The organism is Geobacillus sp. WSUCF-018B (assembly GCF_002809985.1).
GTDB lineage: Bacteria > Bacillota > Bacilli > Bacillales > Anoxybacillaceae > Geobacillus > Geobacillus thermophilus.
The window spans coordinates 14481-35592 of the sequence record NZ_PIJF01000022.1 but is presented as its reverse complement, the minus strand read 5'-3'; the positions used below and the strand labels follow the sequence as shown (position 1 = coordinate 35592).

Here is a 21112-nt window from a genome sequence, read left to right as displayed (position 1 = left end):
TTATCTCAATAAATCATCTAGAAAAATGGGGGGAGTATACAGTGAAAATCCAAAACTATATCAATGGAGAATGGAAGGAGCCAAGCACCGGGCAATTTGCGCCGGTGATCAATCCGGCGACGGGGGAAACGATTGCCGAGGTGGCGATGTCCGGGCCAAACGATATCGATGAAGCGGTTCAGGCAGCCAAAGAAGCGCAAAAACAGTGGGCCCTCGTGCCGGCGCCGAAACGCGCGGAAATCTTGTATAAAGTTGGGATGCTGCTAAAGGAGCGGAAAGAACAGTTGGCCCGGCTGTTGACGATGGAAATGGGCAAGGTGATCGAGGAAGCGCGCGGCGAAGTGCAGGAAGGCATTGATATGGCGTTTTACATGGCGGGGGAAGGGCGGCGGTTGTTCGGCGATACGACGCCGTCTGAACTGAAAGACAAGTTTGCGATGAGCGTCCGCGTGCCGGTGGGGGTTGTCGGCATCATCACTCCTTGGAACTTTCCGATTGCCATCGCAACGTGGAAGTCGTTCCCCGCGATTGTGGCCGGCAATGCGGTCGTATGGAAGCCCGCGCCCGAGACACCGATCATGGCGCAGGAATTAGCTCGCATTTTTGAAGAAGCGGGCTTGCCTCCGGGAGTGTTTCATGTGGTCCACGGTGACGGACCGACAGTCGGCAATGCGCTCGTCGAGCATCCGGATGTCAAGGTCATCTCATTTACCGGATCGAATGAAGTCGGGCGGATGATTGCGGAAAAATGCGGACGGCTGTTGAAAAAGGTGTCGCTTGAAATGGGAGGAAAAAACGCCGTCATTGTGATGGATGATGCGGATTTGACATTGGCGGTTGACGGCATCATCTGGAGTGCGTTCGGCACATCAGGCCAGCGGTGCACGGCGTGCAGCCGGGTCATCGTCCATGAGCGGGTGAAACAGGAGCTTGAGCGGCGTCTGCTTGAAGCCGTGAAAACATTGAAAATCGGCAACGGGTTGGATGAAACGGTCAAAGTCGGACCCGTCATCCATGAAGAGGCGCTGCAAAAAATCGACCGCTACGTGCGCATTGGTGTAGAAGAAGGGGCGAAATTGCTGATTGGCGGTCATCGACTGCGCGAGGGCGACTATGCGCGCGGCTTTTATTACGCGCCGACGATTTTCACCGATGTCACGCCGAATATGCGCATCGCCCGCGAAGAAATTTTCGGCCCGGTTGTATCGATCATGTCCGTCCGCAGTTTGGACGAAGCGATCGCCGTCAACAACAGCGTCGATTATGGGCTGTCAAGCGCCATTTTCACCCGCGATGTCAACAATGTATTCCGAGCGATGCGCGATTTGGACACCGGCATCGTGTATGTCAACGCCGGCACGACAGGGGCGGAAATTCATTTGCCGTTTGGCGGCACGAAAGGGACGGGCAACGGCCACCGCGACTCCGGCGTCGCTGCGCTTGACGTCTTCACCGAATGGCGGAGCATTTATGTCGATTTCAGCGGCAAGCTGCAACGGGCGCAAATCGATACCGATGATTGAATCGGGCTGTCGCTTGCAACATGGCCGGCAAAAGAGAAGCGAAGATCAACGTGGAACCTATATCGTGAATCGAAGCGGCGGCCGCGGCAACGATGTGAAAAAAGCGGCTGTCATGTAAGCGTATGGCAAACAATCGGTGACAGAGGGGGAGAGAACGATGAAAGTGCTCGTGCTTGGAGCGGGGCTGATGGGCAAAGAAGCGGCGCGCGATTTAGTACAAAGCCAAGATGTTGAGGCGGTGACGCTGGCGGATGTCGATTTGGCTAAAGTGGAGCAGACGGTGCGGCAGCTTCATTCCGAAAAGCTTGCCGCTGTGCGGGTGGATGCCGGCGATCCGCAACAACTGGCAGCGGCCATGCAAGGGCATGATGTCGTCGTCAATGCCTTGTTTTACCGCTTCAATGAAACGGTGGCGAAAACAGCTATTGCAGCTGGCGTCCATTCTGTCGATTTAGGCGGCCATATCGGCCATATCACCGACCGGGTGCTTGAGCTGCATGAACAAGCCCAAGCCGCTGGGGTGACGATCATTCCGGATCTTGGCGTCGCGCCGGGGATGATCAACATTTTATCCGGCTATGGGGCGAGTCAACTCGATGAGGTGGAATCCATCTTGCTGTATGTTGGCGGCATCCCCGTCCGCCCTGAGCCGCCGCTCGAGTACAACCATGTGTTTTCGCTCGAGGGGCTGCTTGACCATTACACCGATCCGTCTCTCATTATCCGCGACGGCCAAAAGCAGGAAGTGCCGTCGCTTTCGGAAGTCGAGCCGATTTATTTCGACCGGTTCGGGCCGCTTGAAGCGTTTCACACCTCAGGCGGGACGTCGACGCTCTCGCGCTCGTTTCCGAACTTGAAGCGGCTCGAGTACAAAACGATCCGCTACCGCGGCCATGCAGAAAAATTTAAGCTGCTCGTCGATTTGAACTTGACGCGCCACGATGTGGAAGTGGAGGTCAATGGATGCAAAGTCAAACCGCGCGATGTGCTGCTTTCCGTCCTGAAGCCGCTGCTTGATTTGAAAGGGAAAGATGATGTGGTGTTGCTTCGGGTCATCGTCGGCGGCCGAAAAGGCGGGAAGGAAACGGTATTGGAATACGAGACCGTCACGTTTAATGACCGCGAAAATAAGGTGACGGCGATGGCGCGCACGACGGCCTACACCATTTCCGCTGTCGCCCAGCTCATCGGCCGCGGGGTGATCACAAAGCGCGGCGTCTATCCGCCGGAGCAAGCCGTGCCAGGAGAGGTGTATATTGAGGAAATGAAAAGGCGCGGGGTCGTGATTAGCGAGAAACAAACGATTCGCCCTTGCTAAAAGGAGAGGGAGCGAATGAACAGGCAGCCGATGGGAAGCCGCGCGAAACCCGAACAGGCTGCCGATAAAGAAGCGCCCGTTTTCAGGTGAAAACGGGCGCTGATCCATGCCAGCCAGCGGGTCTTCCAGCTTGCGTCAAGTTGTGCTGTTTTGGCCTTGTCGTTGGTCAGACTGTTTTCGTCGCCGACGGTTCGTGTTTGTGCCAGACGAGAAAGAGAAAAGCGACAAGCTCGATCCGCGCCCGGATGCCGCTCGATGAGTGCGTGGGCGTTCATAATGAATCCAGGAGTGCAATAGCCGCACTGAAAGGCGAAGTGGCGGACGAAGGCGTGCTGGATGGGGGCATCATCAAGCCCTTCGATCGTGGTGATTTCTTTGCCGACCGTTTCGATAGCCAGCATCATGCATGATTTGATCGGCGTGCCGTCGACTAAGACGGTGCAGGCGCCGCAGTCGCCGTTCAAACAGCCTGGCTTGGCTCCGGTCAGCCCCAGCCCATCGCGCAAAACAAACAGCAGCGTTTCGGCTTGGCGAGTGACGATCGATCTTCGTTCTCTATTAACGTGCAGCACAAGCTCCCGCTTTGTCGTTTCCTCCATGTCCGCATGCTCACCTCCTGTTTAGACGGTTTCTCCGTCTCCGAGCTCACGAAGCATATCTTCAAGCAGCTGGGCGGCGATGATTTGCGCAAGCACTGTTTTCGTGCCCGTGCCGATTTCGACGACGCCGGAGATGACGTTGACGCTGCCGTCGGAGTTGAACGTTAAGATGACGCCCGAGCTAGCATCTGTGTCGATCGTCGATGTTTTCCAGCCGCCGCTGATGCCTTTGGCCCGTACGGTATAGGCGTCAAGCTCAACGCACTGCCATTCGTCCCAGCGCATCAGCTCGCGCAGGCGGTCAAGGCAGGCTGGCATGTTGCCGACGTTGCTTTTCGTGAGCCGCACTTGTGTGGGCGTCGTGTGGCCCGGGCGAATGGCGTTTTTGCGCCGCACCTCCCATGGGTCAAGTTGAAGCGTCTTCGCCAACTCATCAATGGCCCGTTCGACGGCAAATGCCTGCTCGCAATGGCCAAAACTGCGAAACGGTGTCGCGTACGGGCGATTCGTATAGACGCACAAAGAATCACAAAAGACGTTTTCGACATGGTATGGGCCGGTGCAATCGACGGCTGCGGCGCGGCTGACATCGATCGCCTTGTCGGAATAAGCCCCGCCGTCAAATAGAAATAAGATTTCCATGGCCTTGAACAAGCCCTCTTTTGTCGCGCCGATTTTGACGGTTGCCTCCAACCCGATATGAACGGGGGAGGTGACCATGTCGCATTCCCGGTTGTTCCAGACGCTCACTTTTCGGCCGCCGACCGCTTTGGAGGCAAGGTAGGCAAGCAACTCAAGCTGGACGGGCGCTTTTCCTCCGTAGGCGCCGCCGACAAGCGGCGTATGGACGATGACTTTGCCGGTTTCTTCGCCAAAGTACGTATGGAGCAGTTTTTTGATCATAAACGGCGACTGCGAAGAGGCAGAGATATGGATCATGCCGTCCGGCCAAATTTCTGCCGTGGCGCAGCGTGTTTCCATCGCGATATGATCGGAAGGGGCGAACGATACGCTTGTTTCGACGATGACGTCGCTTTCCGCAAACCCTTGTTCAATGTTGCCTTTTCGGATTTTCGTCCGGTGGGCGACGTTTGTCCCTGGCTCAGGATGAGTCGTTTTGTTTTTTTCATAGCGGTCGAGATGTTCATGCAATAATGGAGCGCCTTCTTTCAACGCCTCGCGCGGCGAGCCGACGGCTGGAAGCGGTTCGTAAACGACGCGGACGAGGCGGGCCGCTTGTTCGGCTTGCGCGAGCGTATCGGCTACGACGACGGCGACGACTTCGCCATAGTAGCGCACTTTGTCGACGGCGATCGGCGGACGATCGCGCATGTCTTCACCGGTAAGCGGCAGCCCCTCGCCGGTCACAACAGCATGGACGCCGTGGACGGCGAGCGCGCGGCGTGCATCCAGCGAGAGGATGCGCGCATGGGCGTATGGGCTTGTCACCAAGGCAGCGTGAAGCATTCCTTGTTCTTTGAAATCGTTCGTATACTTCGCCCGGCCGGTCACTTTATCCCACGCTTCTTTGCGGATGATGCTTTTACCGATGGCCATGGGGGCGTCCCTCCTTTTCTTCTCGATAGATGGTGGCGCGTTCATAATCGTCTTTTGTGTCGATGTCAATACCGGTTGACGCATCACCTTCGTACAAAAGGCCATGCCAGTGGGGATCGCGAAAGAGCGTGCGCCCACCGGCATCGCCGTCCAGCGCCAAGAGAGCGGGAAACATTGGGCTTCCAAAAATAACTGGGGGCATCGGCACACCGGAGCAGGAGAAGGCGGCGTAATCGGGACGATGGCGTCGATAAAGGCCGGCCAGCGCATTGATCGTGTCGGATGTGACGAACGGCTGGTCGGCCAATAAGACAGCAGCGGCGTCCGCTCTTTCCTCCATCGCTCGGCGCAACCCGCAGGCCAGCGAATGAGCCAGGCCGCGGTGACAGGCGGCGCAACGGACAAGGCGGCATTTGCCTAGCAGCGCGTCAGGAAGCCAGGCGAGCGTATCGGACGGGGGGATGACGACGATGACAGGCGCTAGACAGGAACGAAGCGCCGCTTTCAGGCCGGCGGTGCCAAGCGTCCCATCCCCCCCATGGCAGGGCGCGTTTATCGGCCCCCATCCGCCGGCTTTGTCCGGCCGCTAAATAAATGGCGGCGATCGTGATGTCCTTCATTGGGCAGCCTCCGCTCCATGCCTGCGCAACACGCTGATCAGCTCGGCGGTGATGCTGATGGCGATTTCATGTGGGCTGCGCGCGCCGATGGACAGCCCAACCGGCGAACGGACAAACGGCGGGGCGGAGCCGGAAGGAAAGAGGCGGTCGGTGCGCCGCCGCGGGCCGAGCACGCCAAGGTAGGCGAGCGGTTTGTCAGCCAGCAGCGAGACGAGTTCGCGGTCGCGTTCAAATTGGTGGGTCATCACGATGACAAAATCGCGTTCATTCAAATGGAGCATTGGCACCGTTTCATGCGGAAAGCCAACCACCCATTCATCAGCGTCGGACACATGGGATGGATGGCAAAACGCTGGACGCCAATCGCTTACGGTGACGGAGAACCCGGCGGCTTTGGCGGCTGAGACGAGCGGCGGGGCGTCCGGACCGGCGCCGAATACGACAAGGCGAGGTTTTGGCCAAAAGTGCTGAACGTAAAATGTTTCCCCGTCCACTTCGTACAAACCGCTTCGCCCTTGATAAAACGGCGTTTTGTGAAGCCATTCGCGCCATTCCCGATGCGGCGTCCGACGGCAACCGCCGAATTGTTCGCCTGTTTCGCTTTGGAAAAACGGCCGCTCGTCTGGATACATGATGCTTCGGACCATCAGTACATGTTCGCCGCGGTCAAGGCAACGCTTGAGCGCCAGCCAATCGAGTTTTGCGTCGCTTGTGACCGGCTCGAGCCAAATGTGGACGAGGCCGTTGCAGCCGGCGCCCTGCCCCCACGACCAATCATCCTCAGTCCGCAAGTCAAACGAAACAGCGGCTGCCTGGCGGTTCGCCAATACCTCACGCGCGTAAGCTGCCGCTGCTTCTTCCAGGCAGCCGCCGCTCAGCAGCCCGACTGTTTCTCCGTTGGCGCCAATCCACATGCACGTCCCTTCTTTTTGGTAGGCTGAGCCTTCCACACTGATGATGATGGCTAACACACCGTCGACCGGCGCGGCGGCGATCGCCTCGAGCACAGCATGGTAACTCTCCATGGCTCATCCTCCTTTCGCATTGCGCCAAAGGCGGCCGAGCTGTTGAAAGCGCGGTGGGATGATGCATCAACTTTCGCAATGGCCGTAAGCGGCGGCAGCGGATGCGGCATCGGTTCGCCCCCTTTCAAAAAAGGCTCTGCTATCGTTATATTTCTGTAACAAATGCCCATGACTGAAAAACAAAAGAAGCCAGCCGTCATCGGCTAGCTTCCTTGTTGTTGATCTGTTTTTCCTTTTCCGAGCCGTCCGGCCCGCTTTGCCGCCTCCCGCAGCAAATACTCGATCTGGGCGTTGACGCTGCGAAACTCGTCCTGCGCCCATTGTTCGAGCGCGGCATATAATTCATGGTCAATGCGCAGGGGAAATTGTTTTTTCTTTGTCATCGCACTCCACAACCGTTAATATAGACTGCCGGTATTGATCACCGGCTGGGTGGCGCGCTCGGAGACGATCGCGACCATTAAGTTGTTCACCATTGCGGCTTTTCGTTCATCATCTAACTCTAAAATGTTTTCTTTGTCAAGTTGTTCAATCGCCATTTGCGCCATCGAGACAGCGCCTTCGACGATTTTTTTCCGGGCGGCCAAAATGGCGGCTGCTTGTTGACGCTGCAACATGGCGCTCGCAATTTCCGGGGAGTACGCCAAGTGAGTGAGGCGCGCTTCCATCACCTCGACTCCGGCGACACGCAATCGCTCCTGCAGCTCAGCGGCGAGAACATCGGAAATAATATCGGCGTTGCCGCGCAACGTAATCTCGTTGTCGTCTTCAAACGTGTCGTATGGATATTTCGTTGCGACATGGCGGATGGCCGCTTCGCTTTGAATCTCAACAAATTGTTCATAATCATCAACGTCAAACACCGCCTTGGCTGAATCGATGACGCGAAAGACGACGACGGCGGCGATTTCAATTGGATTGCCTTGAACATCGTTCACTTTTAGCTTCTTGCTCGTGAAGTTGCGCACGCGCAGCGATACTTTCTTGCGAACGGTGAGCGGCACGGTGAAAAACAGCCCGCTGTCGCGAATCGTGCCAAAGTAGCGGCCGAAAAAAATGATCACTTTTGCTTGATTCGGCTGAACGATCGTGATGCCAGTCGCCAAGAAGGCGGCAAGGGCGAAGCAGAAAACGGCCAATAAGAGCTGCGCTTGAATGAGGCTGACAAAACCAGCCAGAACGAAAAGGGCGACGCATCCGATGCCGATAAATCCATCTATGCGCCATGCTTCTTGTTCTCTCATCCCTATCCCCCTTATAATGTCGATTTGATATTTATATGATATCATATAATCAAAAAAATGGAAAGCTGAAGATGAGAAGGTGGAGTGGTTGATGGCTCGCCGCGAAGCACATGTTTCCCCTAATTTTTCATCCAGAGGCATCAACGGCGATCATTCATCCTGTTACTGTTTTAATGAACTAAAAAATGGAAATTCATCATTGACATCGCTTTCATTGTCATCATACAATAGAAAAAAAGACCAATAGGTGTGTAGAAGCAATGGAACCAAGACAAGCGCGCATCGGCCGGCAGGCGTTGCTGCTGGCGATGCTGGATGAGGGGGAGGAAGGCCCGGTCTTGAGCCAGCTTGAGGCGCTTTCGTGGCGCTATTGCCAAGGGCGGGTCGGGGCGATGGAGCCGCAAAAAATCGTCGCGGCGATTGAGACGGCGGCAAAGCGGCATGGAGTGGTGGACGGCGGCTTGTACCGCGAGATGCACGCCTTATACCATGCGATTTTAGAGGCGGTGCATGGCGTGACGAGGGGGCAGGTAGAGCTGGGAGATTTGTTGAGAACCGCTGGCCTTCGTTTCGCCGTCGTGCGCGGCATGCCGTATGAACAGCCGAACGAAGGGGAATGGCTCGCCGTTGCCTTGTACGGGACGATCGGCGCCCCGGTGCGCGGGCTTGAGCACGAGGCGGCGGGGCTTGGAATCAATCATATATAAGCACGCTCCATGCCTAGAGCGATGAGTCATGAGGAGGCGAACACTGCCATATGGCAGGCCGCCTCCTTTTTTGTTTGCCCAGGCGTTCGATTGAGAAAACAAACGAAGGGAGATGGAATGATGATCGTATTGACCGGGCATACATTGACGATCGATGAGGTAAGACGTGTTGTCTATGAACGGGAGCGGGTGGCGGCCGATGAGGAAAGCATGAGGGCTGTCGAGAAAAGCCGCGCGGCAGTGGAACAAGCGATCTCCAATGGACGGACGATCTATGGCGTGAATACGGGTTTTGGCAAACTCGCCGATGTGCGCATTGAAGGAAGCGACCTTGAACAGCTGCAAATCAATCTTCTTCGCTCGCACGCTTGTGCCGTCGGCGAGCCATTTGCCGAAGATGTCGTGAGGGCGATGCTTCTTTTGCGGGCGAATGCGTTGTTGAAAGGGTATTCCGGCGTGCGTCCGGCGGTCATTGAGCAGTTGCTCGCATTTTTGAACACCGGCATCCATCCGATCGTGCCGCAGCAAGGTTCCCTCGGCGCCAGCGGCGATTTAGCGCCGCTCGCCCATTTGGCGCTGGCGCTTGCCGGCGAGGGAGAGACGATGTACCAAGGGCGGCGGATGCCTGCCGCCCAAGCGCTTTCACAAGCGGAGATTTCACCGCTTTCCCTTCAGGAAAAAGAAGGGCTGGCGCTTATTAACGGCACGCAGGTGATGACAGCCGTCGGAGCCCTTGCTTACTTAGAGGCGGAACAACTGGCGTATGACAGTGAATGGATCGCGGCGCTGACGATTGAGGCGCTTTATGGCATTGTGGACGCGTTTGACGCCCGCATCCATGCAGCCCGCGGGTTTCAGGAGCAGGCGGAGGTGGCGGAACGGCTGCGCCGCTATTTAGCGGGCAGCCAACTCACAACAAGGCAAGGGGAGCGGCGCGTGCAAGACGCGTATTCGATCCGCTGCCTCCCGCAAGTGCACGGAGCGTCGCTTAGGGCGCTTCGTTATGTGAAGGAAACGCTTGAAATCGAAATGAACGCTGCTACGGACAATCCGCTTATTTTTGCGGACGGGACGGTGCTCTCTGGCGGCAACTTTCATGGCCAACCCGTTGCGATCGCCATGGATTTGTTGAAAATCGCGGTGGCGGAGCTGGCCAACATCAGCGAACGCCGCATCGAACGGCTTGTCAATCCGCAGCTTAGCGAAGGCTTGCCGCCATTTTTAAGCCCACAGCCCGGCTTGCAGTCTGGGGCAATGATTATGCAATATGTCGCCGCTTCGCTCGTGTCGGAAAACAAGACGCTCGCCCACCCAGCCAGCGTCGATTCGATTCCGTCTTCAGCGAACCAAGAGGATCACGTCAGCATGGGAACGACCGCCGCCCGCCATGCGTACATGATCGTGCAAAACGCTCGAAAAGTGTTGGCGATTGAGCTCATTTGCGCTTTGCAGGCTGTCGAAGCGCGCGGCATCGAGCGAATGGCCCCGTCAACGAGGCAGTTTTACCATAAGGCGCGCCGCATTGTTTCCTCCATTACAGCTGACCGCGTCTTTTCTGATGACATTGAAGCGGTGGCTAAGTGGCTTGAGGAAAGAGCCAAACATGGCGTTGTTTGCCAGGAAGTGCGGGTGTAAAAGAGAAATGGTGGGGAATGAGGAGGGGAAGTGAAGTGGACAAATGGGAAAGAGCTTCGATCTCGCCAAAGGATAGGTGTTTGGAAGGAGATGGCCAAAGAACGGTGAGGAGATCGTAGAACGCTCAATAGGATCAGAGTGAAACGAGCATGGATTCGTGCTCTGTCTCAGGAAAGATAAGGAAGACGCATTCGTGAAAGCTGGCTTCCTTTTTTTAGAGACGACTTCATGGGCCTTGGACCGTCCATTCACGTCTCTTTAGAAAACGGAAGACGAATGTTGGCTAAGCGCAGCCAAAAAGGTTGGTGAAAGATGACCGATTTCGCCAAACCCACTGCTTTCGGCTGAAAGAGAAGTCCGTTTGAGAAGAGAGTCCGTTTTCTGCGACTTTTCACGAGATGGACTCGGGAAGCTTCTGCTTTCAGTGTCAGAGTAGGCAGCGGGATCATCGCCCATTGTGTATCATCTCATCCGAGATTTTCGGTTGATTTCCAGTGAGGCAGTGGATGGGTTGATAGTTGTCCCCCACTGAAATTTGCAGTATGATGAAGAAGAAAAGCAAAGGGGAGAGGGGGGCTTTTGTTGACTATTTCTGCCGCGGCGCTGTTGGCGTTGTGGAAGATTATTGCAATTGATATCATTTTGTCGGGGGATAATGCGGTCGTCATTGCGATGGCGACGCGCCGGCTGCCGAATGACCAGCGGAACAAAGCGATCGTATGGGGAACGGCGGGGGCGGTGCTGCTCCGCATTTTGTTTGCGGCGGTCATCGTCTTTTTGCTCAACATCCCGTTCGTTCACTTTGTGGGCGGTTTGCTGCTTGTCTGGATCGCCTATAAAGTGCTTGTTGAGCGGGAGGAGGAGGCCAAAGTGCAAGCGGCAGACCGGTTGCTGAAAGCCATCATGACGATCATCATCGCCGATGCGGTCATGAGCTTGGACAATGTCGTCGCCGTCGCCGGGGCGGCGGAAGGGCATCTAGGCATGCTAGCGCTTGGGGTCGCCATCAGCATCCCGATCATGATTTTCGGCTCCAAAGCGATCGTCCATGTGATGGAAAAACATCGTTGGATCGCATACGTCGGCTCGGGCATTTTGGCGTGGACGGCCGGAAAGATGATGGCAGGGGATGAAGGGGTATTGCATTGGTTTCACCTTTCTTACGGCCCGTTCGTCTACGCGGTGGCCGCTGGCGTGACGATTTTGGTCGTGTCTGCCGGCTACATCACGAATAAAAGAGCCGAGCGTGAAGAAGGGACGTTGATTTGAGCGGTTGGAGGTGGTGTGATGCCATGAACATCCGACGCATTCTCGTGACGGGAAGGCTTTATGCCGAGCTTGCCGCCCTTCTTCCGGACAAGCGGCCCGATAAAGCGTTTCGCTTTGTGGCGGAGGAAGAACTGACGGACGATGATTTCGTCTGGGCGGATGCGTACGTCGGCTTTCGGCCGGCCGGGCCGTTTTCGCTTGCCAACTTGCGCTGGGTGCATTCGCTTGGCGCGGGCGTTGACGCGTTTTTATGGAAGCGGGAATGGAAGAAGGACGTGCTGCTGACGCGGACGGTCGGCTCGTTCGGCGAGCAGATCGCCGAATATTGTCTCAGCTACTTGCTGCGCGACGCCCAATGCCATGACGTTTATGCATGGCATCAAGAGCAGCGGCAGTGGAAGCCGTTCGCACCGAAGCGGCTTGGCGAACAGCGGGTTGTCATTTATGGCACGGGCGAAATCGGCCGGCGCATCGCGGAAACGCTTCGTTTATTTGAGGTTTCCCCGATCGGCGTCTCGCGAAGCGGCCGAGACACGCCGCCGTTTTCGGCTGTTTACCGCCATGAAGAGGCGGGGGAAGCGCTTGCCTGCGCTGATTGGGTGATCGCGGCCCTTCCGCTCACCGAGGAAACGCATCATCTCTTTGACGAGACGTTTTTTGCCTGCCTGCACAATGCAGGCTTTATCAATGTCGGCCGCGGCGCGACGGTCGAGGAGACGGCGCTTGTCGGCGCGCTCGAAAATCGAAACGTCCGCCTCGCGGTGCTTGATGTGTTTGAAGAAGAGCCGCTTCCGCCGCACTCGCCGCTTTGGGTTCATCCGAACGTCATCATCACTCCGCATATCGCGGCGCTCACGTCAGCCGAAGACGCCGCCCAAAGCATTTTAGACACGCTCCGTTGCATCGAAACCGGCGAACCGCTTGCCAATGCGGTCGATGTCAGCCGGCAATATTGAAGGAAAAAAGGTGCCCCATGATATCAAGAAGGGGCACCGTTTCGTTTTGGTCAACGGTCGGTGACGACGATATACGCCGCTTTCATCGGCCCGTGGACGCCGACGACCAAGTTCATTTCAATGTCGGCCGAGTTGCTCGGGCCGGTGATGAAGTTGATGCACGACGGGACGAGCCCGCCTTTTTCGATTTGCTCGTGAATGACCGCCGCCGCTTGCGTCATGCGCGGCACGACCGTGCTTTTCGGGACGATGGCGATATATGTTTTCGGCAAAAAGTGAATGGCCCGCCCTTGTTCATTGCGCGAAAACAACACGACTGTCCCTGATTCCGCGAGCGTGATGTCGCTGAAGACGATGCCGACGTTCGCCTGCTCGGCGGCGTCAATGTTTTGGCGTCCAAGCGCCGGATTCCAAATATGGACGGTCGTTTGTTCCGCGGGCCATTCGTCGCGAAGCAAGGCGGACAGCCCGTACTCGGCAAAGCGCGGGTCATCCGGCACGATGACCGGACCGCCGCCATAGGCGGCCACTTGCCGCCTCAGCGCGCCGGCAAGTTCGGCGCTTGTCGTCTCGATGTAATCGGTATGGATCAATCCGCATTGTTTTTGCAGCACGTTCAGCAAGTCGTCTTGGCTATAGCCGGCAAACACCGTCCATTGCGGCGCATAATCCCATTGCGGCCGGGAGACGCCGGACAGGCGCGGGCTTCTCCCAAGGCGCTCGGCGATGGTTTGCAAAAACGCATCGCGGTTTTGAATGGTGCCACGCGTCATGATGGATTCCCTCCTTTTTGGCGTGTTTGGAACCAGTCACGGAACCGTTCTTTGCTCGGCGCCGGAAATTCGCGGCTTTCCGTCCATGCTTTCAGCGGCCCGGGTCCTTTTGTGACGCGCCCGTCCTCTACAAACGGAGCGAAGGCGCTCGGTGCGAATTTCGTGCCGAAGCGGTAGAGCGACGATGAGGCTGTCCCGAGGCGGAACGCTTTCATCGCCAGTTTTTCTGCGACCGGCGCTTTTCCTTCCCGCTCGACGATGATTTGGCGATGCTTGATGAGCAGCTCGTGAAGCGGGATTTTCACCGGGCACGCCTCGGTACAGGCGGCGCACAGCGAGGAGGCGTACGGAAGCTCCTTGTAGTCGTCGTAGCCGCCCAACAGCGGCGACAATACCGCGCCGATCGGGCCGGAGTAAATGGAACCGTACGAATGGCCGCCGATATGGCGGTAGACCGGGCAGACGTTGATGCAAGCCGCGCAGCGGATGCACTGCAGCACCGGTTGAAACTCCGTGCCTAAAATTGATGAACGCCCGTTGTCGACGATGACGAGATGGAATTCTTCAGGACCGTCGACGTCGCCTTCATCGCGCGGACCGGTGAGAACGGTGATGTAGCTCGTCAGTTTTTGCCCGACAGAGCTTCGTGTGAGCATGCTCACCAGCACTTCCATCTCCTCAAACGTCGGCACGATCCGCTCCATCCCCATGACGGTAATTTGCGTTTTCGGCAATGCGGTCACCAAATCGGCGTTACCTTCGTTCGTAACGAGCGTAATCGATCCCGATTCAGCGATGGCGAAATTGCAGCCGGTGATGCCGATGTCAGCCGTCAAATAGTCGCGCCGCAGCATTTCACGGGCGTGGCGCGCAAGCTCAACGGGGTCGGACGATTTCGTATAGCCCAGCTTCCGTTGAAAGACATCGCGGATTTGCTCTTTGTTTTTATGGAGCGCCGGACCGACGATATGCGACGGCGGGTCATGGTCGTCAATCTGCAAAATGTACTCACCGAGGTCGGTTTCGACCACTTGACAGCCGATGGCCTCAAGCACCGGATTTAAGTTGATTTCTTCTGTCACCATTGATTTCGATTTGACGATTTTTTTCGCTTGCTTTTCCAAAGCGACGCGGCGGATGTAGTCGTTCGCCTCTTCGGCTGTTTGGGCGAAAAAGACGTGGCCGCCCCGTTTGGCAACGTTTTCACTGAGTTGCATTAAATAAAAGTCCAAGTTTTCGAGCGTATGCTTGCGGATTTGTTCAGCAAGCGACCGCCACTCTTCCCAATGGCCGAGCTCTTCGATGACGCCAAGCCGCCGCACATAGCCGCGGTCTTGCATGCCGGCGACCGCCCCGCGCATAAAATCGTTGTGCAAGTTTTCTTCGACCCGCTTCCAAAACGGACCGTTTTCAATTTTCATCGGCATGTCCGGGATCCTCCTCTCTTACTTTCGTTGATTGAGCACTTCGGCGATATGCATGACGCGAATCGGCTTGCCGAGCCGCTCGATGCGCCCGCCGATGTTCATTAAACAGCCGCAGTCGGCGCCGATTAAATAGTCGGCGTCCACTTCTTCGATATGCGCGATTTTTTCATCGACCATTTGTTCGGAAATCGGCCCCATTTTGACGGAAAATGTGCCGCCAAACCCGCAGCACTGGTGGGCGTTCGGCAGCGGAACGAGCTCAAGCCCTTTGACGTTTTTCAATAGGCAAAGCGGCGCTTCTTTGACGCCAAGAAGGCGGGTCATATGGCAAGACGTATGGTACGTCGCCCGTCCGTGGAGCGAGGCGCCGACATCTTCGACTTTTAGGACATCAACGAGAAATTGCGTCAATTCGTACGTTTTCGCCGCAAGCTGTTTCGCTTCCTCTTCCCATTCCGGGTCGCCGTGGAAAAGGTGTGGATATTCTTTTACCATCGCCGCGCACGAGCCGGATGGGGTGACGACGTAATCAGCGTGGGCGAACGCGCGCATCATCTGTTTCATGGCTTCTTTCGCCTCTTTGACGTAACCGCTGTTATACGCCGGCTGGCCGCAGCATGTTTGCGCTTCTGGAAAATCTACTTCGCAGCCGAGCCGCTCGAGCAGTTCGACGGTCGCCTTGCCGGCGTTCGTATAAAAAAGATCGATGAGGCAAGTGACGAACAAGGACACTTTCATTCGTTTCCCTCCTGTTTTTTGAGGATTCAGTGAACTGGTCATCTGATGACTATATGTCTATTATAAACCATTTTTTCAGATTCGTAGCTCTTTTTTGCAAAAAACGCACTCAGTTTGGCTGCTGAGTGCGAACGTAGCGGCGCAACACGTTTTCGACGTTTGTCAAATGGTCGAGCATGCGCGCCCGGGCGGCGTCTGGATTTTGTTTGCGAATGGCTTCAAAAATGGCCTGGTGTTCCGCAAGCAGTTTTTCGGTCGTCGTGTGTTTCGAAAACAGCCAAATGCGGCGCGTTTCCCGCATCGTTTCAACGATCATCCCGGAAACGCTGTTCATGATGCTTGTGAGCATCGGATTTTGCGATGCTTCGGCGATGGCCATATGAAACGCCCAATCGGCTTTTTCGCCAAGCTCATCGCTGCCGATGCCTTCTTTCATTTGTCGGAGCGCTTCCGCCATGGCTTCAAGATCGCGCTCTGTCCGTTTGGCAGCAGCGAGCGAGGCGGCGCCTGCTTCGAGCAGTTTGCGCACCTCAAGCAAGTGCCAAATATCTTCTTTGTTCATTAAGACGGCGATCGAAAGCGGAAATGTCATCATCGTCGGATCGAACTCACGCACGTACGTCCCTTCGCCTTGCTTCAATTCAATCAGCCCCATCGCTTTTAACGCGGTGAGCGCTTCGCGGATGGCGGCCCGCCCGACTTGGAACTGCTCGGCGAGCTGCTGGACGGAATCGAGCTTATCACCGGGCTTCAACTCGCCGTTTTTGATCATATCAAAAATCGCTTCGGCCACTTCTTCGTAAATTTTTTTCGTTTTGATCCGTTTAAATGCCAATGGATCCACCTCAATACGATAAAGTAGATTTCCGATTGTAGGGGAAATCTCCTGCAATGTCTATTATGATACAGCATCATGGGAAGAGACAAGCGCTTTTTGCAGCTGGGGAGAGGAAGCAGTGAAAGGAACAAACGGTTTGCTCAAGCTTGTCAATGCCATCGGAGCCCATTTGACGTTTATGCCGCCTGTGCCGGGGCTCAATAACCAAATTTTGAACCCAAGCGGTCAGCCGATTGCGGCGGTGTATAAGCTTGAGCTGCTCGGCACGGCTGGGACGGCGATTTTGTTGGCGGCGGTCGTCACCAAGTTCATCATCGGCATCTCGTGGAAAGATTGGGGACGCACGTTTGTAGAAACGCTTAACGAGCTGAAATATCCGATTGTGACGATCGCTTCGGTCGTCGGCTTTGCCTACATCGCCAACTCGTCAGGCATGAGCACGACGCTTGGGATGGCGTTAGCCAAAACAGGCCCGTTGTTCCCGTTCTTCTCGCCGATTTTAGGCTGGCTCGGCGTGTTTATCACCGGTTCGGATACGTCGTCGAACTTATTGTTTGGCAATTTGCAAAAAGTGACGGCAACATCGATCGGCATGGATCCGGTGCTGGCGTTGGCGGCCAACTCATCGGGCGGCGTCGTCGGGAAAATGATGTCGCCGCAGTCGATCGCGGTCGCCTGCGCGGCCGTCGGCTTGACCGGCAAAGAGTCCGACTTGTTCCGCTTTACGGTCAAACATAGCATATTCTTAATTATCTTGATTGGTATTCTCGTGTACCTGCAATCGACGGTATTATCGTGGATGATTCCGTAACGGCAGCGAAGGGGGACGAGGCTTGGCCTGGATGGAAACAGACGCCAAGACCGGCCCCTTTTCCACTGTCGGCGAATGCAAATGGATGTGGAAAGGGTGAGACCATTGATTCCAAATGAAGCGAAAAAACGGTTGATTCAAGTCGTGGGAGCTGAAAACTACGATGACACGAAAACGGGGCGGCTCGTCTATTCGTATGATGCGACTCCGCAGTTTCAGTCGCTCCCCGATGCAGTCATTGCGCCGCGAAATACGAAAGAGGTCGCGGAAATTGCGAAAATTTGCAACGAGTATCGCATCCCGATCGTGCCGCGCGGGTCAGGAACGAACCTTTGCGCCGGCACGTGTCCGGTCGAAGGCGGGATCGTTCTTCTGTTTAACCATATGAACCGCATTTTGGAAATTGATGAGGAAAACTTAACCGCGACCGTTCAGCCGGGAGTGGTGACGCTTGATTTGGCGAAAGCCGTTGAAGAAAAAGGATTGTTTTATCCGCCGGATCCGGGGTCGATGAACATTTCAACGATTGGCGGCAACATCAGCGAAAACTCAGGCGGCTTGCGCGGCCTGAAATACGGGGTGACACGCGACTATGTGCTCGGGTTGGAAGTCGTCCTAGCGAACGGCGATGTCATCCGCACCGGTGGCAAGCTGGCAAAAGATGTAGCTGGCTATGACTTAACCCGTCTGTTTGTCGGATCGGAAGGAACGCTTGGCATTGTCACCGAAGCGACGTTAAAACTTATTCCGATGCCAGAGACGAAGCAGACGATGCTCGCTCTTTATCAAGATTTGGAGGCGGCCGCCCGTTCGGTGTCGAAAATCATCGCCAACAAGATCATTCCAGCGACGCTCGAGTTTTTGGACCAGCCGACATTGGAAGTGGTCGAAGATTTTGCCCGCATCGGCTTGCCGACCGATGTGAAAGCCGTTTTGCTCATTGAGCAGGATGGGCCGAAGGAAGTGGTAGAGCGCGATATGAAAAAGATGGCCGATATTTGCCGGGCCGAGCAGGCGGTGTCCGTTCAACTCGCCCGTTCGGAGGAAGAAGCAGAGGCGCTGCGGACGGCGCGGAGGGCGGCGCTGTCGGCGTTGGCGCGCTTAAAGCCAACGACGATTTTAGAGGACGCAACCGTGCCGCGTTCGGAAATCGCCAAAATGGTCAAAGCAATCAATGAAATTGCCGAGAAGTACCAGTTGAAGATCTGTACGTTCGGCCATGCCGGCGATGGCAACTTGCACCCGACCTGTCCGACCGACGCCCGCAATCGTGAAGAAATGGAGCGGGTGGAACGAGCGTTTGAAGAAATTTTCGCCAAAGCGATTGAATTGGGTGGCACGATTACCGGCGAACACGGCGTCGGGGTGATGAAAGCGCCGTATTTGGAATGGAAGCTCGGTCCGGCCGGCATCGCTGCCATGAAAGCGGTCAAGCAGGCGCTCGACCCGAACAATATTATGAATCCGGGCAAAGTGTTCGCCAAAAGCACGAGAAAACGGGTGGTGGTGACACGATGACAACGAAGATAGAACGAGCGCTCATTCAGAAAGCGTTTCAAGAACGGATGGATGAGGATGAACTGATGAACTGTATGCGCTGTGGCTTTTGCCTGCCATCATGTCCGACGTACATCGAATCGGGGCAGCAAGAAGCCCAGTCGCCGCGCGGACGGATTGCCTTAATGAAGGCGGTCGTCGATGGACTGATTGAGCCGGACGAAGAGGTGGAGCGGGCGCTCAACTTATGTTTAGGCTGCCGGGCATGCGAGTCGGTCTGTCCGTCCGGGGTCCGCTACGGCCATCTGCTGGAAGAGGCGCGCGACATTATCGCCCAGCATAAAAAAATGCCGCTTCCGGTTCGCCTCATCCGTAAGCTTGTGTTTGCCGGACTGTTTCCGCATCAAGAACGGATACGGAAGGCGACGGCGCTTCTCGGTTGGTATCAGCGCTCCGGCTTGCGGACGCTTGCCCGCAAAACGGGGCTGCTTCGCCTGCTTCCGGCCTCGTTCCGGCAAATGGAGCGCGTGCTGCCGGACGTGCCGACGGCAAAAGAGATGAAAAACCGGCCGCATCGTTTGAATCCGGACGGTACGGTGAAAAAACGGGTCGCCTTTTTCGCTGGCTGTTTGATGGATACGATGTTTATGGAAACAAACGATGCGACGCTGCGTCTATTGCAGCTCGCCGGCTGCGAAGTCATCATCCCGCCGTCCCAAGGGTGCTGCGGGGCGCTGCACGGCCATGGCGGGGAAAAAGAGATGGCGAAAGAGTTGGCCAAGCGAAACATTTCCGCTTTTGAGCAGCTTGATGTCGACTGCATTGTGACGAACGCCGGCGGCTGCGGTGCGTTTTTGCTTGAATATGACCACCTGTTAAAGGATGATCCCGAATGGCGCGACCGGGCGGAGGCGTTTGCGGCGAAAATCAAAGACATTTCTGAAGTGTTGGTTGAACTCGGGTTTCACCAACTACCGCTTCGCGTGGCGCCGCAAACGATCACCTACCAAGATTCGTGCCATTTGCGCAACGTCATGAAAACGGCGGCCGCCCCGCGCCGTTTGTTGCGGGCGATTGACGGCGTCGAGTTCCGCGAGATGAACGATGCTGACCGCTGCTGCGGATCGGCCGGCATTTACAACCTTGTGGAACCGGAGATGTCAATGCAAATTTTAGACCACAAAATGGAAATGGCGAAACAAACGAAAGCGACGACGATCGTCACCGCCAACCCGGGGTGTTTGCTACAAATGAAGCTTGGCATTGAACGGGCCGGGCTGTCAGGAAGCGTCCGCGCCGTCCATATTGTGGATTTGCTGCTTGAGGCCGCCGAGGGAGCACAAGCAACGCAAGGGGAGGAGCGCATTCGGCAGACGTCCTAACACCACAGTGGGCGGCCTCTCCGTGCCAGGAATGCCCATAGCTGGTCTAACAAGAACCCCCGCGATGGCGCGGGGGTTTTGAGTTGATTCAATGATCGGGAGTTGGAAATGAGCTACAGCGCTGCATCGAGGCGCTTTGGCATCGCCTGGAGCGCCTTCCCCGTGCCGATGGCGACCGCTTCAGCCGGATTGGGCGCGACATGCACCGGCACGTGCAGTTCCGTGCTCAGCCATTGCTCGATGCCATGCAGCAAGGCGCCTCCGCCGGTGAGCACGATGCCGCGGTCGATGATGTCGCCGCTCAGTTCGGCCGGGCATTCTTCAAGAACAGCGCGAACGGCTTCGGCAATTTGCCAAAGCGATTCTTTGAGGGCGGTTTGCACTTCGGTTGGGTCCAAGGAAACCGCTTTGAGGAAGCCGGTGACAAAATCGCGGCCATGGATCGTTACCGACTGATCCACGATCGTTCCTGGGGCGCTGCCGATTTCGAGTTTGACGTGCTCGGCTGTCTGTTCCCCGATTAACATGTTGTAGCGCTGGCGGACGTATTGCCTAATATCTTCGTCAAGCCGATTGCCGCCGATGCGAAGCGAGCGGCAGGCGACGACGCCGCCAAACGAGATGATCGCCGCTTCCGTTTTGCCGGCCCCTAAATGGACGACGACATTCGCGACCGGCTCGCCGACCGGCAAATCCGCGCCAATGGCGGCTGCGACGGGTTCCTCAATAAAATGAATATGCTTTGCTCCGCAATGTTTGGCGATTTCGTAAAAAGAGCGGCGCTCGACGGAGGTGGCGTGGAATGGGACGCTCATGACGATGTCTGGTTTTTTGAAAGCGAGGCCGAACTGTTTGCCCGACTGTTTGAAGACTTGCTGCAACAGCGCCTTGGCGCGGTCAAAATCAGCGATCACGCCGTTTCGCAATGGATACGTCACTTCAACATGGGGCGGAGTCTTGCCGATCATTTGTTTTGCCTTTTGGCCGATTGCCATGAGCTTGTCCGCCTGGCGGTTATAGGCGACCGTTGCTGGTTCGTCAAACAGAAGCCCTTTCGTCTGGCTGAACAGCCTGACATTCATCGTCCCTAAATCAACGCCCAGCTGTGAGGAAGCGAACAACGGAAACACCTGCCTTTGTCAAAAATCGATGAACGGACAACCAGTCATCATCTATACCATTCGACAAGAGCC

The 21112-nt window shown here is 56.2% G+C and carries 16 protein-coding genes and 4 pseudogenes; 9 read left to right on the top strand and 11 right to left on the bottom strand.

Going from position 1 to position 21112, the window contains the following annotated elements; genetic code table 11:
- Positions 1-41 precede the first annotated feature (41 nt).
- Together CV944_RS08535 and CV944_RS08530 are read left to right on the top strand one after the other, a co-directional pair.
- Positions 42-1523 (top strand): aldehyde dehydrogenase family protein, encoded by a 1482-nt coding sequence (locus CV944_RS08535; protein WP_100659719.1) that lies wholly within the window; start codon positions 42-44, stop codon positions 1521-1523.
- A gap of 157 nt (positions 1524-1680) precedes the next feature.
- Positions 1681-2841, top strand: coding sequence for a saccharopine dehydrogenase family protein (locus CV944_RS08530; protein ID WP_033009544.1), 1161 nt, complete (start codon positions 1681-1683; stop codon positions 2839-2841).
- 227 nt (positions 2842-3068) lie between these two features.
- Here the strand turns inward: CV944_RS08530 and CV944_RS08525 are convergent.
- From CV944_RS08525 to CV944_RS08500, 6 genes and pseudogenes are all read right to left on the bottom strand, one after another.
- Positions 3069-3440: pseudogene (locus tag CV944_RS08525) on the bottom strand ((2Fe-2S)-binding protein); the annotation flags it as partial.
- Positions 3441-3494: 54 nt separating this feature from the next.
- Positions 3495-4997, bottom strand: a pseudogene (locus CV944_RS08520) (xanthine dehydrogenase family protein molybdopterin-binding subunit); the annotation flags it as partial.
- Positions 4984-5617, bottom strand: a pseudogene (locus CV944_RS08515) (NTP transferase domain-containing protein). The pseudogenes CV944_RS08520 and CV944_RS08515, both read right to left, overlap by 14 nt.
- The gene (locus tag CV944_RS08510; protein WP_063329893.1) at positions 5614-6642 is read right to left on the bottom strand and encodes an XdhC family protein; all 1029 of its coding nucleotides are present in this window, start codon (positions 6640-6642) and stop codon (positions 5614-5616) included. Before CV944_RS08510 ends, CV944_RS08515 begins: the two are co-directional and overlap by 4 nt.
- A 203-nt stretch (positions 6643-6845) precedes the next feature.
- Positions 6846-7025, bottom strand: coding sequence for a type II toxin-antitoxin system antitoxin (locus CV944_RS08505; RefSeq protein WP_050368189.1), 180 nt, complete (start codon positions 7023-7025; stop codon positions 6846-6848).
- A gap of 15 nt (positions 7026-7040) precedes the next feature.
- Positions 7041-7886, bottom strand: a complete 846-nt coding sequence (locus CV944_RS08500; RefSeq protein WP_100659720.1) for an SPFH domain-containing protein — start codon at positions 7884-7886, stop codon at positions 7041-7043.
- Positions 7887-8146: 260 nt separating this feature from the next.
- Between CV944_RS08500 and hutP the strand changes: the two genes are divergently transcribed.
- The 4 genes from hutP (at position 8147) to CV944_RS08480 (ending at position 12453) form a co-directional block, all read left to right on the top strand.
- A complete protein-coding gene (hutP, locus tag CV944_RS08495; RefSeq protein WP_021321347.1) occupies positions 8147-8593 on the top strand; it encodes a histidine utilization transcription antiterminator HutP in 447 nt (148 codons plus the stop codon).
- Positions 8594-8713: 120 nt separating this feature from the next.
- Positions 8714-10228 carry a histidine ammonia-lyase gene (gene hutH, locus CV944_RS08490; RefSeq protein WP_100664067.1) on the top strand — a complete coding sequence of 505 codons (1515 nt, stop codon included), beginning with the start codon at positions 8714-8716 and terminating at the stop codon, positions 10226-10228.
- Positions 10229-10810: 582 nt separating this feature from the next.
- The gene (locus tag CV944_RS08485) at positions 10811-11497 is read left to right on the top strand and encodes a TerC family protein (RefSeq protein WP_100664072.1); all 687 of its coding nucleotides are present in this window, start codon (positions 10811-10813) and stop codon (positions 11495-11497) included.
- Between the two features lie 23 nt (positions 11498-11520).
- Positions 11521-12453, top strand: coding sequence for a D-2-hydroxyacid dehydrogenase (locus tag CV944_RS08480; RefSeq protein ID WP_100664066.1), 933 nt, complete (start codon positions 11521-11523; stop codon positions 12451-12453).
- A 50-nt stretch (positions 12454-12503) separates the two neighbouring features.
- Here CV944_RS08480 and CV944_RS08475 read toward each other — a convergent pair whose 3' ends face one another.
- The 4 genes from CV944_RS08475 to CV944_RS08460 all read right to left on the bottom strand — a co-directional run bounded on the left by CV944_RS08475 (position 12504) and on the right by CV944_RS08460 (position 16226).
- Entirely contained in the window at positions 12504-13226 is a 723-nt protein-coding gene (locus tag CV944_RS08475) for a LutC/YkgG family protein (protein ID WP_055358365.1), read from the bottom strand.
- Positions 13223-14653, bottom strand: coding sequence for a LutB/LldF family L-lactate oxidation iron-sulfur protein (locus CV944_RS08470; RefSeq protein ID WP_100664065.1), 1431 nt, complete (start codon positions 14651-14653; stop codon positions 13223-13225). The genes CV944_RS08475 and CV944_RS08470 overlap by 4 nt, the downstream gene beginning before the upstream one ends.
- Positions 14654-14671: 18 nt before the next feature.
- Positions 14672-15391, bottom strand: coding sequence for a (Fe-S)-binding protein (locus tag CV944_RS08465; protein ID WP_023633721.1), 720 nt, complete (start codon positions 15389-15391; stop codon positions 14672-14674).
- 109 nt (positions 15392-15500) lie between these two features.
- Positions 15501-16226 carry a FadR/GntR family transcriptional regulator gene (locus CV944_RS08460; protein ID WP_033009565.1) on the bottom strand — a complete coding sequence of 242 codons (726 nt, stop codon included), beginning with the start codon at positions 16224-16226 and terminating at the stop codon, positions 15501-15503.
- Between the two features lie 88 nt (positions 16227-16314).
- Between CV944_RS08460 and CV944_RS08455 the strand changes: the two are divergent.
- From CV944_RS08455 to CV944_RS08445, 3 genes and pseudogenes are all read left to right on the top strand, one after another.
- Positions 16315-17040, top strand: a pseudogene (locus CV944_RS08455) (L-lactate permease); the annotation flags it as partial.
- Positions 17041-17145: 105 nt separating this feature from the next.
- On the top strand, positions 17146-18558 hold the full coding sequence (gene glcD, locus CV944_RS08450; RefSeq protein ID WP_095858851.1) for a glycolate oxidase subunit GlcD: 1413 nt from the start codon (positions 17146-17148) through the stop codon (positions 18556-18558).
- Positions 18555-19919: a (Fe-S)-binding protein gene (locus CV944_RS08445; RefSeq protein WP_063329904.1), complete on the top strand. Its 1365-nt coding sequence runs from the start codon at positions 18555-18557 to the stop codon at positions 19917-19919. Before glcD ends, CV944_RS08445 begins: the two co-directional genes overlap by 4 nt.
- A gap of 113 nt (positions 19920-20032) precedes the next feature.
- Here the strand turns inward: CV944_RS08445 and mreBH are convergent, their stop codons facing one another.
- Positions 20033-21040, bottom strand: coding sequence for a rod-share determining protein MreBH (mreBH, locus tag CV944_RS08440; protein ID WP_095858853.1), 1008 nt, complete (start codon positions 21038-21040; stop codon positions 20033-20035).
- Positions 21041-21112: the final 72 nt, after the last annotated feature.

Excerpts from the sequence above, each read along its gene's own strand:
- CV944_RS08465 (WP_023633721.1), bottom strand. The coding sequence starts at position 15,391 with ATGAAAGTGTCCTTGTTCGTCACTTGCCTCATCGATCTTTTTTATACG.
- CV944_RS08470 (WP_100664065.1), bottom strand. The coding sequence starts at position 14,653 with ATGCCGATGAAAATTGAAAACGGTCCGTTTTGGAAGCGGGTCGAAGAA.
- hutH (WP_100664067.1), top strand. The coding sequence starts at position 8,714 with ATGATCGTATTGACCGGGCATACATTGACGATCGATGAGGTAAGACGT.
- CV944_RS08505 (WP_050368189.1), bottom strand. The coding sequence starts at position 7,025 with ATGACAAAGAAAAAACAATTTCCCCTGCGCATTGACCATGAATTATAT.
- CV944_RS08475 (WP_055358365.1), bottom strand. The coding sequence starts at position 13,226 with ATGACGCGTGGCACCATTCAAAACCGCGATGCGTTTTTGCAAACCATC.
- CV944_RS08445 (WP_063329904.1), top strand. The coding sequence starts at position 18,555 with ATGACAACGAAGATAGAACGAGCGCTCATTCAGAAAGCGTTTCAAGAA.
- CV944_RS08500 (WP_100659720.1), bottom strand. The coding sequence starts at position 7,886 with ATGAGAGAACAAGAAGCATGGCGCATAGATGGATTTATCGGCATCGGA.
- CV944_RS08530 (WP_033009544.1), top strand. The coding sequence starts at position 1,681 with ATGAAAGTGCTCGTGCTTGGAGCGGGGCTGATGGGCAAAGAAGCGGCG.
- CV944_RS08480 (WP_100664066.1), top strand. The coding sequence starts at position 11,521 with ATGAACATCCGACGCATTCTCGTGACGGGAAGGCTTTATGCCGAGCTT.
- hutP (WP_021321347.1), top strand. The coding sequence starts at position 8,147 with ATGGAACCAAGACAAGCGCGCATCGGCCGGCAGGCGTTGCTGCTGGCG.
- CV944_RS08510 (WP_063329893.1), bottom strand. The coding sequence starts at position 6,642 with ATGGAGAGTTACCATGCTGTGCTCGAGGCGATCGCCGCCGCGCCGGTC.